The 15,208-nt window shown below is 71.0% G+C and carries 16 protein-coding genes; 10 read left to right on the plus strand and 6 right to left on the minus strand.

The features are described from left to right. Nucleotide 1 precedes the first annotated feature (1 nt). Both ACLJPY_RS37280 and ACLJPY_RS37285 read right to left on the minus strand, forming a co-directional pair. The gene (locus ACLJPY_RS37280; RefSeq protein WP_410595704.1) at nucleotides 2-868 is read right to left on the minus strand and encodes a LacI family DNA-binding transcriptional regulator; all 867 of its coding nucleotides are present in this window, start codon (nucleotides 866-868) and stop codon (nucleotides 2-4) included. A 69-nt stretch (nucleotides 869-937) separates the two neighbouring features. Further along, nucleotides 938-1,975 carry a LacI family DNA-binding transcriptional regulator gene (locus ACLJPY_RS37285; RefSeq protein WP_410595705.1) on the minus strand — a complete coding sequence of 346 codons (1,038 nt, stop codon included), beginning with the start codon at nucleotides 1,973-1,975 and terminating at the stop codon, nucleotides 938-940. Nucleotides 1,976-2,082: 107 nt separating this feature from the next. Here ACLJPY_RS37285 and ACLJPY_RS37290 point away from each other — a divergent pair, with 107 nt between their 5' ends. The 8 genes from ACLJPY_RS37290 to ACLJPY_RS37325 all read left to right on the plus strand — a co-directional run bounded on the left by ACLJPY_RS37290 (nucleotide 2,083) and on the right by ACLJPY_RS37325 (nucleotide 8,228). Next, nucleotides 2,083-3,099, plus strand: a complete 1,017-nt coding sequence (locus ACLJPY_RS37290; protein ID WP_410595706.1) for a substrate-binding domain-containing protein — start codon at nucleotides 2,083-2,085, stop codon at nucleotides 3,097-3,099. Beyond that, nucleotides 3,096-4,091: an ABC transporter permease gene (locus ACLJPY_RS37295; protein WP_410595707.1), complete on the plus strand. Its 996-nt coding sequence runs from the start codon at nucleotides 3,096-3,098 to the stop codon at nucleotides 4,089-4,091. Before ACLJPY_RS37290 ends, ACLJPY_RS37295 begins: the two co-directional genes overlap by 4 nt. Further along, on the plus strand, nucleotides 4,088-4,897 hold the full coding sequence (locus ACLJPY_RS37300) for an ATP-binding cassette domain-containing protein (protein WP_410595708.1): 810 nt from the start codon (nucleotides 4,088-4,090) through the stop codon (nucleotides 4,895-4,897). Before ACLJPY_RS37295 ends, ACLJPY_RS37300 begins: the two co-directional genes overlap by 4 nt. 2 nt (nucleotides 4,898-4,899) lie before the next feature. Next, nucleotides 4,900-5,727 (plus strand): PfkB family carbohydrate kinase, encoded by an 828-nt coding sequence (locus ACLJPY_RS37305; protein ID WP_410595709.1) that lies wholly within the window; start codon nucleotides 4,900-4,902, stop codon nucleotides 5,725-5,727. Then, nucleotides 5,724-6,359, plus strand: coding sequence for a nucleoside/nucleotide kinase family protein (locus tag ACLJPY_RS37310; RefSeq protein WP_043787338.1), 636 nt, complete (start codon nucleotides 5,724-5,726; stop codon nucleotides 6,357-6,359). Before ACLJPY_RS37305 ends, ACLJPY_RS37310 begins: the two co-directional genes overlap by 4 nt. Further along, a complete protein-coding gene (locus ACLJPY_RS37315) occupies nucleotides 6,356-7,096 on the plus strand; it encodes an SDR family oxidoreductase (protein WP_410595710.1) in 741 nt (246 codons plus the stop codon). Before ACLJPY_RS37310 ends, ACLJPY_RS37315 begins: the two co-directional genes overlap by 4 nt. A gap of 136 nt (nucleotides 7,097-7,232) precedes the next feature. Continuing rightward, nucleotides 7,233-7,649: a hypothetical protein gene (locus ACLJPY_RS37320; RefSeq protein ID WP_410595711.1), complete on the plus strand. Its 417-nt coding sequence runs from the start codon at nucleotides 7,233-7,235 to the stop codon at nucleotides 7,647-7,649. Nucleotides 7,650-7,814: 165 nt separating this feature from the next. Then, the gene (locus ACLJPY_RS37325) at nucleotides 7,815-8,228 is read left to right on the plus strand and encodes a VOC family protein (RefSeq protein WP_410595712.1); all 414 of its coding nucleotides are present in this window, start codon (nucleotides 7,815-7,817) and stop codon (nucleotides 8,226-8,228) included. A 1-nt stretch (nucleotide 8,229) separates the two neighbouring features. Here ACLJPY_RS37325 and ACLJPY_RS37330 read toward each other — a convergent pair whose 3' ends face one another. The 4 genes from ACLJPY_RS37330 to ACLJPY_RS37345 form a co-directional block, all read right to left on the minus strand. Continuing rightward, nucleotides 8,230-8,898 carry a DedA family protein gene (locus tag ACLJPY_RS37330; protein ID WP_410595713.1) on the minus strand — a complete coding sequence of 223 codons (669 nt, stop codon included), beginning with the start codon at nucleotides 8,896-8,898 and terminating at the stop codon, nucleotides 8,230-8,232. Between the two features lie 130 nt (nucleotides 8,899-9,028). Further along, nucleotides 9,029-9,850: a YceI family protein gene (locus ACLJPY_RS37335; RefSeq protein WP_410595714.1), complete on the minus strand. Its 822-nt coding sequence runs from the start codon at nucleotides 9,848-9,850 to the stop codon at nucleotides 9,029-9,031. Next, nucleotides 9,847-12,444 carry an MFS transporter gene (locus tag ACLJPY_RS37340; RefSeq protein WP_410595715.1) on the minus strand — a complete coding sequence of 866 codons (2,598 nt, stop codon included), beginning with the start codon at nucleotides 12,442-12,444 and terminating at the stop codon, nucleotides 9,847-9,849. The genes ACLJPY_RS37335 and ACLJPY_RS37340 overlap by 4 nt, the downstream gene beginning before the upstream one ends. Continuing rightward, nucleotides 12,441-12,971, minus strand: coding sequence for a MarR family winged helix-turn-helix transcriptional regulator (locus ACLJPY_RS37345; RefSeq protein WP_410595716.1), 531 nt, complete (start codon nucleotides 12,969-12,971; stop codon nucleotides 12,441-12,443). The genes ACLJPY_RS37340 and ACLJPY_RS37345 overlap by 4 nt, the downstream gene beginning before the upstream one ends. Before the next feature lie 187 nt (nucleotides 12,972-13,158). On the opposite strand from ACLJPY_RS37345, the gene ACLJPY_RS37350 reads away from it, so the two are divergent. Both ACLJPY_RS37350 and ACLJPY_RS37355 read left to right on the plus strand, forming a co-directional pair. After that, complete coding sequence (locus ACLJPY_RS37350; RefSeq protein WP_410595717.1) at nucleotides 13,159-13,584, plus strand: PPOX class F420-dependent oxidoreductase; 426 nt, start codon at nucleotides 13,159-13,161, stop codon at nucleotides 13,582-13,584. An 87-nt stretch (nucleotides 13,585-13,671) separates the two neighbouring features. Continuing rightward, nucleotides 13,672-15,063 (plus strand): FAD-binding oxidoreductase, encoded by a 1,392-nt coding sequence (locus tag ACLJPY_RS37355; RefSeq protein WP_410595718.1) that lies wholly within the window; start codon nucleotides 13,672-13,674, stop codon nucleotides 15,061-15,063. The last annotated feature ends 145 nt before the right edge of the window (nucleotides 15,064-15,208 follow it).

Raw genomic sequence — 15,208 nt, forward strand, 5'->3', positions numbered from 1 at the left:
CTCAGCACCCGCAGGAAGCGCCGTGGAGGAACTTCGGGGTCAGCCACACCGACTCCGGGGGCCGGTCCGGGTCGGTCATGCGGGACATCAGGAGCTGGACCGCGCGCCGGCCGATGTCGGCGATCGGCTGGACCAGCGTTGTCACCGCCGGGCTCACGCGGCGGGCCCAGTCCATGTCGCCGTAGCCGACCACCGCCAGCTCCGAGCCGATGCGGATGCCGCGGCGGTGGGCTTCGTACTGGACGCCCACCAGCATCGACTCGTCCGCCACCACCAGGGCCGTCGGGGACGGCCAGCCGTCGAGGAGCTTGGCCGTCGCCCGGGTGGCGCCGCCCGAAGTCGACAAACCGCACTCCACCAGCTCGCGGTTGAAGCGCAGGCCCGCCTGCTCCAGCCCGAGCCGGTAGCCGCGGACGCGCTCGCGGCTGACCTCCAGGCCCTCGTCGCCCGAAACCAGGCCGATCTTCCGGTGGCGCCGGTCGGTCAGGTGCCGGACCAGCGACGCCACCGCGTGCACGTTCTCGGTACCGACCTGGTCGACGTCGTTGCGCGCGGCCACCCGGTCCACCAGCACCGTCGGGACGCCCATCCGGACCAGGCCGTTGACCACCGCTTCGTCGCCGGCCGACGGCACCAGCAGCACGCCGTCCACCAGGTCGGCGCGCAGTGCCCGCACCACGGCGGCCTCTTCGCCCACCGCGTCCGCGGTGTCGGCCAGCACGACGTCACACCCCGCCTGCGCCGCGGCCGCCCTGATGGCGCGCAGCAGCTCGGCCGAGTACGGGTTCGCGGCAACCCCCATGGCGACGCCGATCCGGTAGGTGACCGGGGGGTCCCACAACCGGAGGTCCGGCGAAAGTGCGGTCATAAGCCCTCGCAGACGCTCAGCCGAAACGTATCCGCTGAACGGCCGCAAGACGGCGTCCTTTCCGCAGAATCACTGAAGTGAGTGAACCGGCGGACAGCCGCACGACTCACGGTGACGCAGAGTGGGTGCCAGCCGCACCGTCTCGGCCTTGCGGGCCGGGTCGTTGATCCGGGCCAGCAGCAGCCGCACCGCCTGCCGGCCGATCTCCTCGATCGGCTGCGCCATCGTCGTCAGCGGCGGGTCGACCAGGTCGGCCCACTCGACGTCGTCGTAAACGACCACCGGCAGGTCGGTCCCGATCCGCAGCCCGCGCCGGCGCGCCTCGTGCAGCACGCCGACCATCATGCTGTCGTTGCCGACCACCAGCGCCGTCGGCGGCTCGGGCAGCGCCAGCAGCGTGCTCAGCGCCAGCGCGCCGCCCTCGCGCGAGGAGTTTCCGCAGGCCACGAGGTCGGACGCCCACGTCAGCCCGGAGCGGCCGAGCCCCAGTCGGTAGCCGAGCACGCGCTCCTCGCTGGTCGACAGCCCGGGCACGCCGCTGATCATCCCGATCCGCCGGTGCCCGAGCGTGGCCAGGTGCGCGGTCAGCGCCGACGTCGCCTGGATGTTCTCCGAGCCGACCTGGTCGACGTCGGTGCGGGTGGCCAGCCGGTCGATCAGCACGGTCGGCACGTCCAGGGAGACCAGCTCGCCGATCACCGGCCCGTCGCCGGGGGCCGGGGTGATGAGCAGGCCGTCGACGCGACGGGAGCGCAGCGCCCGCACGGTGTCACGCTCCGTGTCCGCCGCGTCGTGCGTGTCGGCGAGCAGGACGGTGTACCCGTGGGCCGACGCCTCCCGCTCGATCGCCTGCATCAGCGTCGCGAAGTACGGGTTCGCCACCAGGGAGATCGCCATCCCGATGGACCGCGTGCCGCCCGTGACCAGCGAACGCGCGATGGCGTCGCCGGTGTAGCCGGTCGTCTCGATCGCGCGCAGCACCGCCGCCTTGGTCTCCTCGGCGACCGCGCGGGTCCCGTTGACCACGTGCGAAACGGTCGTGATCGACACGCCCGCGAGTTCGGCGATGTCCCGCTGGGTCGGCCGCGAAGACTTCGGCTGGGCCATTCCGATCCTTTCCGGCAAGCGTTTGCGCAAACGCTTGCGCGTACCGAGCAGTCTGTCTACCTTCCCGTCCATCGGCAAGCCTCGACACGAACAAAGGCTGGGAATCCATGAGACAGCGAAGTCTCACCGCGCTCACGCTGGCCGCCGTCCTCGCCGCGACGACCGGCTGCACGGTCGAACGCCACTGGGGTGGCAACACGAACACCGGCGGGAGCGGCAAGGCGAAGGTCGGCCTGGTCACCAAGACCGACACCAACCCCTACTTCGTGGAACTCCGCAACGCCGCCAGAGCCGCCGCGCAGGCCAACGGCGCCGACTTCAGCGCGCTCGCCGGCCAGTTCGACGGCGACAACGACGGCCAGGTCCGCGCCATCGAGAACCTCCGCCAGCAGGGCGCGAACACCATCCTGATCACGCCCAGCTCGTCCACCGGCGTGCTCAAGGCGATCAAGGACGCGCGTGACGCCGGCGTCCTGGTCATCGCCCTCGACACCGCCACCGAACCGGCGGACGCGGTCGACGCCACCTTCGCCACCGACAACTTCGCGGCCGGCGAGCAGCAGGGCGCCTACGTGAAGGCGGCGCTGAACGGCACCCCGCCCAAGCTGCTGATGGTCGACGGGACCGCCGGCAGCACGGTCGACACCCAGCGCCACGGCGGGTTCCTCAAGGGCATCGGGCTCACCGACGGCTCGCCGGAGATCAAGGGCCACACCGCGGCCAACGGCGACCAGAGCCTCGCCCAGCAGGGCATGGAGAACCTGCTGCAGCGCAGCACCGACATCAACGCCGTCTACTCGATGAACGAGCCGATGGGCCGCGGCGCGTACGCGGCGCTCAAGGCCCGCGGGCTGACGAACCGGATCGTCATGGGTTCGATCGACGGCGGCTGCGAAGGCGTCCAGAACGTCAAGGACGGCCAGTTCGCCGCCACCGTCATGCAGTTCCCGAAGAAGATGGCCGAGCAGGGGGTGCTCGCCGCCGTCGAGTACGCGAAGACCGGCAAGAAGCCGTCCGGCTTCGTCAACACCGGGTCCGCCGTGATCACCGACAAGCCCCTGCCCGGCGTCGAAAGCCACGATTCCGCCTGGGGCCTGCAGAACTGCTGGGGAGGCCACAAATGACCACCGCGACCGCCACCCCGGCGAGGGACCGCGAATCCCTCGGTGAATTCCTCCTGCGCGCGCCCGCGGTCGGCCCGGCGCTCGCGCTGGTCGTCGCGATCGTGGTGTTCTCGCTGGCCACGGACACCTTCTTCGACCTCGACAACCTGTCGACGGTGGTCCAGCAGTCGCTGGTCGTCGGGACGCTCGCGCTGGGCCAGACGCTCGTCATCCTGATCGCGGGCATCGACCTGTCCAACGCGGCCTCGATGGTCGTGGCGACGCTGATCATGGCCAAGCTCGCCGCGGCCGGCACCAACGGCTTCGTCGCGCTGCTCGCCGGCGTCGTGCTGACGGTCGTCGTCGGCCTCTTCATCGGCGGCCTCACCACGCGGATCAAGCTGCCCGCGTTCATCATCACGCTCGGCACGTTCACCATGCTCACCGCGGTGTCGAAGCTGATCGCGGGCGGCCAGGCGGTGCCGGTGACCGACGGGCTGCTGCAGTGGCTCGGCACCAAGCGCTACCTCTTCGGCGGCATCCCCATCACCTACGGCATGACGCTGGCGCTGCTGATGTACCTCGGCATCTGGTACGCGCTGACGAAAACCGCGTGGGGCAAGCACGTCTACGCGGTCGGCAACGCGCCGGAGTCCGCGCGGCTGTCCGGCATCAAGGTCAACCGCACGGTCCTGTCGGTCTACATCGTGGCCGGCCTTACTTTCGGCATCGCCGCCTGGCAGGCGCTCGGCCGGACGCCGAACGCCGACCCGAACCAGTTCCAGCTCGGCAACCTCGACTCGATCACCGCCGTCGTCCTCGGCGGGACGAGCCTCTTCGGCGGCCGCGGCTCGGTGCTCGGGACGCTGATGGGCGCGCTGGTCGTGGCGGTGCTGCGGTCGGGCCTGACGCAGATGAACGTCGACGGCAACTACCAGGACCTCGCCACCGGCGCCCTGCTCATCGCCGCCGTCGTGGTGGACCGGATCGCGAGGAGGCAGCAGCAGTCATGACCGAACCGATCCTCCAGGCCCGTGGCCTGGTCAAGCGCTACGGCCGGGTCACCGCCATCGACGGCGCCGACTTCGACCTGCTGCCCGGCGAGGTGCTCGCCGTGGTCGGCGACAACGGTGCCGGCAAGTCGTCGCTCATCAAAGCCCTGTCCGGCGCGGTGGTCCCCGACGAGGGTGAGATCAAAGTGGACGGTCGCACTGTCCACTTCAAGTCCCCGTTGGACGCTCGCCACTACGGCATCGAGACGGTGTACCAGGACCTCGCCGTCGCACCCGCGCTCGACATCGCGTCGAACATGTTCCTGGGCCGGGAAAAGCGGCTCAAGGGCCCGTTCGGGCTGTTCCGCAAGCTCGACACCGCGACCATGCGGTCGGAGGCGCAGCGGATCCTCGACGAGCTCGGCATCAACATCAAGTCGATCAGCCAGCCCGTCGAGACGCTGTCGGGCGGCCAGCGCCAGGGTGTCGCGGTGGCCCGCGCGGCCGCGTTCGGCACCAAGGCGGTGATCATGGACGAGCCGACCGCCGCCCTCGGCGTCGCCGAGTCCGGCAAGGTGCTCGACCTGATCGGCCGGATCCGCGACCGCGGCCTGCCGGTGGTGCTGATCAGCCACAACATGCCGCACGTGTTCGACATCGCCGACCGCATCCACGTGCACCGCCTCGGCAAGCGCGTCGCGGTGGTCTCGCCGAAGACGCACTCGATGAACCAGGTCGTCGGCCTGCTCACCGGGGCCCTGCGCCTGAAGGAGAACGGCGAAGTCGAGGAAGCCGCGGCGGCGACCCACGTGGCCGGGTTGAGTTGAGAGTGCTGCTGGCGGGACTGTGCACGGTGGACGTCGTCCAGCGGGTCGAGGAGCTTCCGGCGCCGGGCGAGAAGGTGCAGTCGCTGCAGGTGGACGTCGCCGCGGGTGGGCCCGCGACGAACGCCGCGGTGACGGCGGCCGCGCTCGGCGCCGAAGCGACCCTGCTGACCGTCCTCGGCGCACACCCGCTGGCGGCCCTCGCCCGCGCCGACCTCGAGGCCCACGGCGTCCGGGTCGTCGACCTCGCCCCGGACCTGGCCGACCCGCCCCCGGTCAGCGCGGCCACCGTCCGGGAACGCGACGGCGAGCGCACCGTCGTCTCCCGCAACGCCGGAGGGCGGCACTTTCACGTGAAAGTGCCCCTTTTGGCAGCTGATGTCATTTTGCTCGACGGGCATTATCCGGAACTGGCGCTGGCGGTGGCGCGGGAGGCCGAGGCGCCGGTGGTGCTGGACGCCGGGAGCTGGAAGCCGGTGCTCGACGAGCTGCTGCCGCTGGTGGACATCGCCGCGTGCTCGGCGCACTTCACCGCGCCGGAACCCGGCCTGCACGAGCGCGGTGTCCCGACCGTGATCACCACCGCGGGCCCCCGCCCGGTGCGGTGGTCCACTGCGGACGGCGGCTCGGGTGAGGTGCCTGTGCCCGCCGTCGAAGCGCGGGACACACTAGGGGCGGGCGACGTCTGGCACGGCGCGCTCGCCGTGGCCGTGACGCGCGAACGGACGGTGCCGGGCCGGATCCGCTTCGCCAACGAGGTGGCCGCCGAACGGGTGCGGCATGTGGGACCGCGGTCGTGGACGACCGCGATCGCAGGAAGGAACAGGACATGACGGCGTTCGACGACCTGCTGGCCCGGGCCGAGGGCCTGACCGTGCGCGGCCAGCGCAACGTGCTGGGCATCGTGGGCGCGCCCGCGTCCGGCAAGACCACGCTCGCCTGGGCGCTGGCCAACGCGCTCGGCTCGCGCGCGGCGGTGGTCGGCATGGACGGCTTCCACCTCGCGCAGGTCGAGCTGCGCCGGCTGGGCCGCACCGAGCGCAAGGGCGCCCCGGACACCTTCGACGCCGCGGGCTACTACCACCTGATCCGCCGCCTCGCCGAAGGCCGCGAGACGGTGTACGCGCCGGAGTTCCGCCGGGAGATCGAGGAGCCGATCGCCGGGGCCGTCGCCGTGCCGCCGGAGGTCCAGCTCGTCATCACCGAGGGCAACTACCTGCTGCTGCCGGACGACCCGTGGAGCGCGATCCGGCCGCTGCTCACCGAGGCCTGGTTCCTCGCGCCGGACGAGCCCGAGCGCATCGAACGGCTCGTGTCGCGCCACCGCCGCTACGGCCGGTCGCTGGTCGAGGCCCGCCAGCGTGCCCTGGGTTCGGACCAGCGCAACGCGGACCTCATTTCGCAGACGCGCGACCGCGCCGACCTGGTGCTGGAGAACCTGCCGCTGGCGAACTTCGCGATTTGACGCTCGTCGTCACCGGCGGCAGCCGCGGGATCGGTGCGGCGATCTGCGCGCTGGCCGCCGCCCGCGGGCACGACGTCGTCGTCAACTACTCGGGTGATCCCGCGCCCGCCGAGGCCGTCGCTTCGCAGGTGCGGGACCACGGCCGGCAGGCGCTGGCGTTCCGCGCGGACGTCTCGGCCGAGGACGACGTCCGCGCGCTGTTCGACGCGGCCGCCCAGCTGGGCCCGGTGACCGGGCTGGTCAACAACGCGGCCATCGTCGGCAACACGCCGGGCCGGCTCGAGGACTACGAGGTCGACGTCGTCCGGCGCACCCTCGACGTCAACGTGACGGGCGTGTTCCTGTGCTGCCGCGAGGCGGTCCGCCGGATGTCCACCCGCCACGGCGGCGGAGGCGGCGCGATCGTCAACATCTCCTCGACGGCCGCCCGCACCGGCTCGGCCGGCGAGTGGGTGCACTACGCGGCGTCGAAGGCCGCGGTGGACACGCTGACGTTCGGGCTGGCGCAGGAGGTCGCGGCGGACGGGATCCGGGTCAACGCGGTCCGGCCCGGCATGGTCGAAACCGGCCTGCACGCGGCCGCGGGCCTGCCGGACCGGATGGCGAAGTACGCGCCGCAGATCCCGCTGGGCCGGCCCGGGCAGCCCGCGGAAATCGCCGAGGCGGTGTTGTTCCTGTTGTCGGCGGCTTCGTCGTTCACCACCGGCGCGGTGCTCGACGTCGGTGGCGGCCGCTGATCCTTGTGAACCGGCATTTCCCGGCCTTCGTGTGGTGAGCGTTCCCACCACCGCGCGAAAGGGGAGACAACCATGCGTACGTTCGAGCTGCCCGAAACCGTGTGCGGCCGGCCCTCGCCGAAGCCGCCGCTCGGCGATGACCGCCCACCTCCGGGAGGTCGGGAGCATCGGCGAGCGGCTGCTGCAGCTGGTGGCGCTCGGGCTGGAGGTGGAGATCGACCGGCTGACCCGGCTCACCCGCGAAGGCTGGCACCACATGCGCGTGCTGCGGTTCCCCGCCCGGTCCGCGACCACCGAACGCGGGATCGGCGCGCACACCGACTACGGACTGCTCGTGATCGCCGCCCAGGACGACGTCGGCGCGCTCTTCGTCCGGCCGCCGGTGCCGGGGGAACACCGCAACCGCAACTGGCTGCCGGAGAGGAGCACGGCCGGGATGTACCAGGACGACGAGCCGTGGCACTTCGTCGAGCCCGAGCCGGGGGTGTTCACCGTCTTCCCCGGCGACATCCAACCGCGAAGGACGATTGGCCGTACTGGATCGTATCCGTGACCCGCTGTGAGAGGCCGAGCGCGCTGAGTGGGTTTTGTCCGCCTGCTGAGACGGCCGGAGACGGCGAGATCACGATCGGACGGGGAACTTGGTCACTCGGGTTTTGCGCGGCGAACGCTGTGCAACTCTGGGAAGCCGCCACGCGAAAGGACGGCTTCGGAAGCCATGGCCAAACTCATGTCCGTGCACCACCTCGCGCTCACCGTGACCGATGTGGACCGCAGCGTGCCGTGGTACGTGCGCGTCCTCGACCTCGAGGAGGTCACCCGGCGCGAAGAGCCGGACACGGGGCTGCGCAAGGTCGTACTGCGCTCGGCCGGTGACGAGTTCGCCGTGGTCCTGGTGCAGCACGCGGACACCGGGCGCCGCGGGTTCGACGAGCGCCGGACCGGGCTGGACCACGTGGCCTTCCGGGTGCATTCGGCCGCCGAGCTGGCCGAATGGGAGAGCCGGCTCCAGGAGTTCGGCGTCTCGTACCTGCCGGCGGCGCCGTCACGGACCTTCGAAGGCTCGCGCGTGATCGTGTTCCGCGACCCGGACGGCATCCAGCTCGAAATCTGGACCGACCCGGAGCTCTGACTCAGGCGCGGGCGTCGTCGCGTTCGTCCACCGGGCGGCGCATCTCCTGGCGGTAGCGCAGCACGCCGTACCCGGTGCCGACCACGAAGAACGCGATGCTCATCCACAGCGCCGCCGTCTTCAGCCACGGCAGGGCGTCCAGCAGGCCGGCGCCGTAGTAGCCGAGCAGCACCAGCGTCGGCACCCACAGCAGGCCGCCCAGCGTCGTCGCCGCCAGGAACCGGCGCGGGTCCATCCGGGCCGCGCCGGCGATCAGCGGGGCCAGCGTGCGGATCCAGGGGATCCAGCGGGCCGCCACGATCGCGAAGAAACCCTTGCGGTCCAGGAAGCGCTGCGCTCGCTCGAGGGCCTGCCGGTTCAGCACCTTGCCGTCGCGCCGGGCGATCAGCTTCGTCCCGCTGGTGCGGCCGATGTAGTAGCCGATCTGGTTGCCCAGGACCGCGACGATCAGCGCGGCTCCCGAGAGGAACCACGCGTTGGCGTCCGAACCGTGCTGCGCCAGCACCACACCGGCGCCGAACAGGAGCGAATCACCGGGCAGGAACAGCCCGATGATCAGCGCGCACTCGACCAGCACGAAGCTCAGCACGATCACCCAGACGAGCAGCGGTCCGGCGGTGTCCAGCCAGCTCACGCCGACGCCCGCGGCCTCGATGCTCACGACGTTCACCCTGCGAGCCTACGTGGCCCGGGTGAACGGCCCGCGGCGAACGGTCAAATCGCGCGCTGCGGAAGTTCCAGTTCTCACGAACGGTGCAGGCCCCCTCACCCAGGGGTGAGGGGGCCTGCACATCAGAACCTCAGAACTGCGGCAGCGTCTCGCCCTGCACCGCTTCGACGTCGAGCTCGACCTTGACGGTCGTGCCGACCGCCGCCACCCCGGCGCGGACCATCGCGTTGTAGTTGATCGCGAAGTCGTTCCGGTGCAGCGTCGTCTCGGCGTGGAAGGCCACGCGCACGCCGCCCCACGGGTCCGGGCCCCAGCCGCCGTAGGTCAGCTCGAGCTCGATCTCGCGGCGCTCGCCGTGCAGCGTCAGCTCGCCCAGCAGCGTCCACGAGTCCACGCCGCGCTGGCGCAGCCCGGTGCTGGTGAACGTGATCACCGGGTGCACGTCGACGTCGAGGAAGTCCGGCGAGCGCAGGTGGTCGTCGCGCATCTTGATGCCGGTTTCGATGCTCGCCGCCTTGATCTCGGCGTGCACCGAGGACCGCTCGGCCGGGCGGCCGATCTCGATCCGGCCCGAGACGTCCGGGAACCGCGCCTTGATGCTCGCGATGCCCAGGTGCCGGGCGGTCGCGACCACCGACGAGTGGATCGGGTCGATCACCCACGGCCCGGCGGGCGGCAGCTCGATCGCTTCGGCGACCGGGGCCAGCACGACGTCGCCGAGCGAGCCGCTGCCGTCCGAAGCGACCTGGGCCGTCCGGGCGACCGGGGTGTACCCGGCCGCCGTGACGACGGCGGTGTAGACCCCCGGCGCGAGGGCGTCGGTGACGACCTCGCCGCGGACGTCCGCCGCCTGCCGGGCGACCTGGCGCCCGGCCGGGTCGGTGACGGTGAGCACGGCGTGCTCCACCACCCACCCCTCGGCCGTGCGCAGGGTTGCGCGCAGCCCGGTCATGACCGGTCGACCAGCTCGTCGAGGGCCTGGTCGTAGCTCAGCCGGACGTCGTGGTCGGCCTCGCCGCCGGTCAGTTCCACCTGGCTGGTCGCCGGCGGGTAGCCGCTCGCGACCACGGTGTACGCGCCCGCGGGCAGGTCGCTGACCACGTACCGGCCTTCGCCGTCGGTCCGCGCGACCGCGGCCACGTTGCCTTCGGCGTCGAGCACGGTGATCCGCGCGTCCGGCACGATCCGGTCGCCCTCGGTCCGCGCGGTGCCGGTGAGCAGCACCGAGCTGGCGAGCTCGACGTCGTGGCGCAGCACGCCGCTGTCGGGCACGGTGAGCGTCAGCGCGACCGGCCGGTAGCCCCCGCCGCTGGCGACCAGGGTGTACGCCCCGGCACCGACCCCGACGAAGGCGTACGTGCCGTCCGCGGTGGTGATGAACGCGCCGTTCACCTCGCCGCGGCCGTCGGTGAGCGTCACCGTCACGTTCGGCAGCGGCTCGCCGGTGGCGGCCGCCCGCACGGTGCCGGTCAGCTCGCCGGAGCCGGTGAGCGTGACGTCGACCGTCGCCGGCCCGTTGCTGATCACGACGCTGGAGGCCTGCGGCTGGTGGCCGTGGGCCGCCACGATGAGGACGTACTGGCCCGGGCCCTGGCTGGGCACCGAGTAGCTGCCGTCGGCGGCCCCGGTGGCCCGCGCGACCTGGCGGCCGCGCTGGTCGATTAGGGTCAGGGCCGCGCCGGAGACGTGGCTGCCGTCCTGGCGCCGGATGTGGCCGATCACCGGCGCGCCACCCGAGGCGACCGGAGCGGCCGGCTCGGACTCCGCGACGGAGTTCGTGATCGGCATCGGCAGCGCACCCGACACGGCCTGGTAGTCACCGTGGCCGTTGGTGTTGAGCGCGTGCTTGCCGCTGCCGACCAGGGCCGGCTCGCGGTCGGCCGGCCGGACCGGCTCGACGATCTCGGTGGGCTCGTCGGCGAAGTCGTGCTCGTGCTCGTCCGCGTCGAGCAGCGCCTCGCCGCCCTCCACGGCCGCCGCGGCCGGGGCCGCGTTGAGCAGCGGGATCTCCTTCATGAACAGCAGGACCAGCGTGGCCAGCAGGGCCACCGCACCCGCGATGTAGAACACCGTGGTGATCGAGTCGGTGAAGCCGACCAGCACCGGCGTCCGGATCGCCTCCGGCAGGCTCTGGATGCCGCTGGTGTTCTCCGACAGGTTGCCGATGCCGGCACCGGCGCCGGGCGGGAGCTGCCCGCCGAACGCCTTGGTGATGTTCGGCAGCAGGGTGTTGAACAGGACCGTCAGGAAGATCGCGACACCGGCGGTACCACCGATCTGGCGGAAGAAGGTCGCCGCCGCGGTCGAGACGCCCATGTCGCTGCGCGGGCCCGCGTTCTGCACCGCGATGATCAGCGTCTGCATGCACTGGCCGAGGCCGAGGCCGATGATGGCCGCCGCGACCAGCGGGTGCCACAGCGCCGAGTCGTACTTGACCTGGGCGAAGAAGAACGCGCCCGCGGCGATCAGGATGGTGCCGATGATCGGGAAGATCTTGTAGCGCCCGGTCTTCCCGGTGAGCCGGCCGGACACGATCGAGCTGAGCATGATGCCCGCCATCAGCGGCAGCATCAGCAGACCGGATTCGGTCGGCGTGTAGCCCTGCACGACCTGCATGAACTGCGGGATCATCGTGATCGCGCCGAACATCGCGACACCGACGATGACACCGCCGATGATCGCCACGGTGAAGGTGGAGTTCTTGAACAGCCGCAGCGGGATCAGCGCGGCGTCCTTCATCCACCTCTCGACGGCGATGAACGCGATCACGCCGACGCCGCCGACGACGTAGCAGAGGATGGCCTTCTGGTCGCCCCAGCCCCACTTCTGGCCCTGCTCGGCCACGATCAGGAACGGCACGACCGCGACGACCATCGTCAGCGCGCCCCACCAGTCGATCTTGTGCTTGTGCGGCGTGTGCGGCACGTTCAGCACCTTGGCCACGACGAACAGCGCGATGACGCCGATCGGGACGTTGATCAGGAAGACCCAGCGCCAGCCGTGCAGGCCGGCCAGCGAGTCGATGCCCGCGAAGAAGCCGCCCAGCACCGGGCCGAGCACGGTCGACAGGCCGAACACGGCCAAGATGTAACCCTGGTACTTGGCCCGCTCACGCGGCGGCACGATGTCGCCGAGGATGGTCATGGCCAGCGACATCAGACCGCCGGCGCCGAGGCCCTGCACCGCGCGGAACGCGGCCAGCTGGTACATCGACTGCGCGAAGGTGGAGGCCAGCGAACCGGCGACGAAGATGCCGATCGCGGTCAGGTAGAACGGCTTGCGCCCGTAGATGTCGGAGAGCTTGCCGTAGATCGGCGTGACGATCGTCGAGGTGATCAGGTACGCCGTGGTCGCCCAGGCCTGCAGGTCGAAGCCGTGCAGGTCGTTGGCGATCTTGACGATCGACGTGCCGACGATCGTCTGGTCGAGCGCGGCGAGGAACATGCCGCACATCAGGCCGCTCAGGATCGTGACGATCTGGCGGTGGCTCAGCCGTGGTGGTTGCTTCGCCTCGGGCTGGGCCGGGGCTTCGGTGGTGGAACTCATGCGTTGGCCCCCTTGGCCGGTGCACCGGCGGACGCGTGCGCGTCGGCCAGCTGTGGAGAGTGGTTCTCGATACCTGTGTTGAGCCGGCCGAAGAGGCGGTTCAGGGTCTGGATTTCCCCGTCCGTCCAGTCCCCGAGCACTTCGGCCAGCCACTGGTTGCGCTGCTTGCGGTTCTCTTCGAACACCCGCATGCCCTCGGCCGTCGGCGCGAGCAGGCAGGCCCGGCCGTCTTCCGGATCGGCCTGGCGCTCGACCAGGCCGTGCTGCACGAGCGAGCTCGACTGCCTGCTGATCGTGGAGATCTCCGAGTGGAGCGACTCGGCGAGCCTGCTGGTGCGCTGCGGGCCCTCGTGGATGAGGGTGAAGAGGATCGCGTACGCCGCTCGCTCGATGCCGTCCGGACCCTGCTTGGAGACCTGCGACTTCGCCTTGTTGACCAGCCGGACCAGGCGCACGAGTTCGTGCCCGAGCTGGTCGGCGAGGTCCAGCTCGGCCGTGGGCCGGGTGGCGGAGTTGTTCGGTGCCATGGTGATCCTTCGAGCCGTTGGTTGGCGGCTGCAACTAGTTGCCTCAGGCAAGGATGTGCCTCAACTGGCGGTTGTGCAAGCGGAGTACCTCGCGATGTGGCAGAACACACTTTAGTTGTCGTATGCAAGCACATTTCTCCCAGGCTGCTCTCGGAACAACGGCGGCCGGGATCGGCTTACCAGGGGTATGACCGACGACACAGCTCTCAAGGATTTTCTCGCTGGCCACCGCCACGGGGTCCTCGCCACGATCCGCCGCGACGGCCGGCCGCAGCTGTCCACGATCACCTACCTGTACGACCCGGAGCGGGCCGAATTCATCGCGTCGGTCACCGAAACCCGCGCGAAGACGAAGAACATGCGCCGCGACCCGCGGGTGACGTTCCACGTGAGCAGCGAGGACGGCTGGAGCTACGTCGTCGTGGAGGGCCGGGCGTCGCTGACGGAACCGGCGGCCGCGCCGGACGACGCGACGGTCGAGGCGCTCGTCGGCTACTACCGGCGGGCGTCCGGCGAGCACCCGGACTGGGCCGAGTACCGCCAGGCCATGGTCACCGACCAGCGGGTGCTGCTGACCGTCCACGTCGAGAAGCTGCTGGGGCTGGTCCGCTGACCCGCTGCTCCGATCACGCTGCTCCGATCCGGCTGGTTTCGAAACAAACTTTCCGCAGTGCGGACTGCGCGGGCTTACCATGAGGCCATGAGCGACGAAGCTTTGGTCACCCGGCTGCGCGACCTGCTCGGCAAGAGCGCCGTGCTCACCGACACCGACGTCACCGCGTCCTACGCGCGCGACATGATGCCGCTGGCGCCGTCGGGCACGCCGCTCGCCGTCGTGCTGCCGGCGAACACCGAGCAGGTGCAGGCCGTGGTCAAGGCGTGCGCCGAGGCGAAGGTGCCGATCGTGCCGCGCGGGGCGGGCAGCGGCCTGTCCGGCGCCGCGAACGCGGTCGACGGGTGCATCGTGCTGTCGCTGACCAAGCTGAACGAGATCGTCGAGATCGACGCGGGCAACCGGCTCGCGGTCGTCCAGCCGGGCGTGGTCAACCTGGACTTCCGCAACGCCGTGGAGAAGCACGGGCTGTTCTACCCGCCGGACCCGTCGAGCTACGACTGGTGCACGATCGGCGGCAACCTCTCGACCAACGCGGGCGGCCTCTGCTGCGTGAAGTACGGCGTGACGACGGACTCGGTCCTCGGCCTGGAGGTCGTCCTGGCCGACGGCTCCCTGCTGAAGACCGGACGGCGCACGGTGAAGGGCGTCGCGGGCTACGACCTGGCCCGGCTGTTCGTGGGCAGCGAGGGCACGCTCGGGGTGATCACCCAGGCCACGGTCCAGCTCAAGCCGCTGCCCCAGGCCCCGGCGACGCTCGTCGCGGGCTTCGGCACCACGGAGGCGGCCGGCGAGGCGGTGGCCCGGGTGGTCCGCGAAGGCTTGGTGCCGTCGCTGCTGGAGATCATGGACGCGTCGTCGATCAAGGCGTCCGAGGCGTACCTGAAGACGGACCTCGGCGCGGGTTCGGACTGCCAGGCGCTGCTGCTGGGCCAGTCGGACGCGGGCGGCGAGGTGGCCCGCCGCGAGCTGGCGGCCCTGGAGCAGATCTGCGTCGACTGCGGAGCGGACCTGGCGTACACGACGGAGGACCTCGAGGAGGGCCGCATGTTGCTGCAGGCCCGCCGCGTGGTGCTGACAGCACTGGAGACGTACGGCCAGTGGCTGACCGACGACGTGTGCGTGCCCCGCACGCGGATCGCCGAGCTGATCCGGGGCTGCGAAAAGATCAGCGCCGAAGTGGGCTTGCGCATCGCGGTGGTCGGCCACGCCGGCGACGGCAACATGCACCCGACGATCGTGTACCAACCGGACGACCCGGACGAGTTCGCCCGGGCGCAGCGGGCGTTCGACGAGATCCTCGAGGTGGGGCTCTCGCTGGGCGGGACGGTGACCGGGGAGCACGGGGTCGGGAAGATCAAGCGCGAGTGGCTGGCCCGGGAGATCGGGCCCGTGGGGCTGCGGGTGCACCAGGAGATCAAGCGGGCTCTTGATCCGGAGAACCTGTTCAACCCCGGGTCGATGTTCTCGATGCCCTGAGTCTCGATGCCCTGAGCGGCGCGGGTAGCGCTCGCAGAGGTCCCCGCCCGGGGGACCCCTGCTTTTACGTTACCGCGGGGGTCCGACAGTTTTGGCTGGTTGCGGGCCGGTACGTGCTGGATCGGGGCCGGGCTGTGCCCGCGCT

The organism is Amycolatopsis sp. lyj-23 (assembly GCF_046549135.1).
Classification (GTDB): Bacteria; Actinomycetota; Actinomycetes; order Mycobacteriales; family Pseudonocardiaceae; genus Amycolatopsis.

Coding starts and splice junctions, on each gene's coding strand:
- ACLJPY_RS37335 (WP_410595714.1), bottom strand. CDS start 9,850: ATGACCGGGCTGCGCGCAACCCTGCGCACGGCCGAGGGGTGGGTGGTG.
- ACLJPY_RS37340 (WP_410595715.1), bottom strand. CDS start 12,444: ATGAGTTCCACCACCGAAGCCCCGGCCCAGCCCGAGGCGAAGCAACCA.
- ACLJPY_RS37355 (WP_410595718.1), top strand. CDS start 13,672: ATGAGCGACGAAGCTTTGGTCACCCGGCTGCGCGACCTGCTCGGCAAG.
- ACLJPY_RS37350 (WP_410595717.1), top strand. CDS start 13,159: ATGACCGACGACACAGCTCTCAAGGATTTTCTCGCTGGCCACCGCCAC.
- ACLJPY_RS37280 (WP_410595704.1), bottom strand. CDS start 868: ATGACCGCACTTTCGCCGGACCTCCGGTTGTGGGACCCCCCGGTCACC.
- ACLJPY_RS37345 (WP_410595716.1), bottom strand. CDS start 12,971: ATGGCACCGAACAACTCCGCCACCCGGCCCACGGCCGAGCTGGACCTC.
- ACLJPY_RS37300 (WP_410595708.1), top strand. CDS start 4,088: ATGACCGAACCGATCCTCCAGGCCCGTGGCCTGGTCAAGCGCTACGGC.
- ACLJPY_RS37325 (WP_410595712.1), top strand. CDS start 7,815: ATGGCCAAACTCATGTCCGTGCACCACCTCGCGCTCACCGTGACCGAT.
- ACLJPY_RS37290 (WP_410595706.1), top strand. CDS start 2,083: ATGAGACAGCGAAGTCTCACCGCGCTCACGCTGGCCGCCGTCCTCGCC.
- ACLJPY_RS37320 (WP_410595711.1), top strand. CDS start 7,233: ATGACCGCCCACCTCCGGGAGGTCGGGAGCATCGGCGAGCGGCTGCTG.
- ACLJPY_RS37295 (WP_410595707.1), top strand. CDS start 3,096: ATGACCACCGCGACCGCCACCCCGGCGAGGGACCGCGAATCCCTCGGT.
- ACLJPY_RS37285 (WP_410595705.1), bottom strand. CDS start 1,975: ATGGCCCAGCCGAAGTCTTCGCGGCCGACCCAGCGGGACATCGCCGAA.
- ACLJPY_RS37310 (WP_043787338.1), top strand. CDS start 5,724: ATGACGGCGTTCGACGACCTGCTGGCCCGGGCCGAGGGCCTGACCGTG.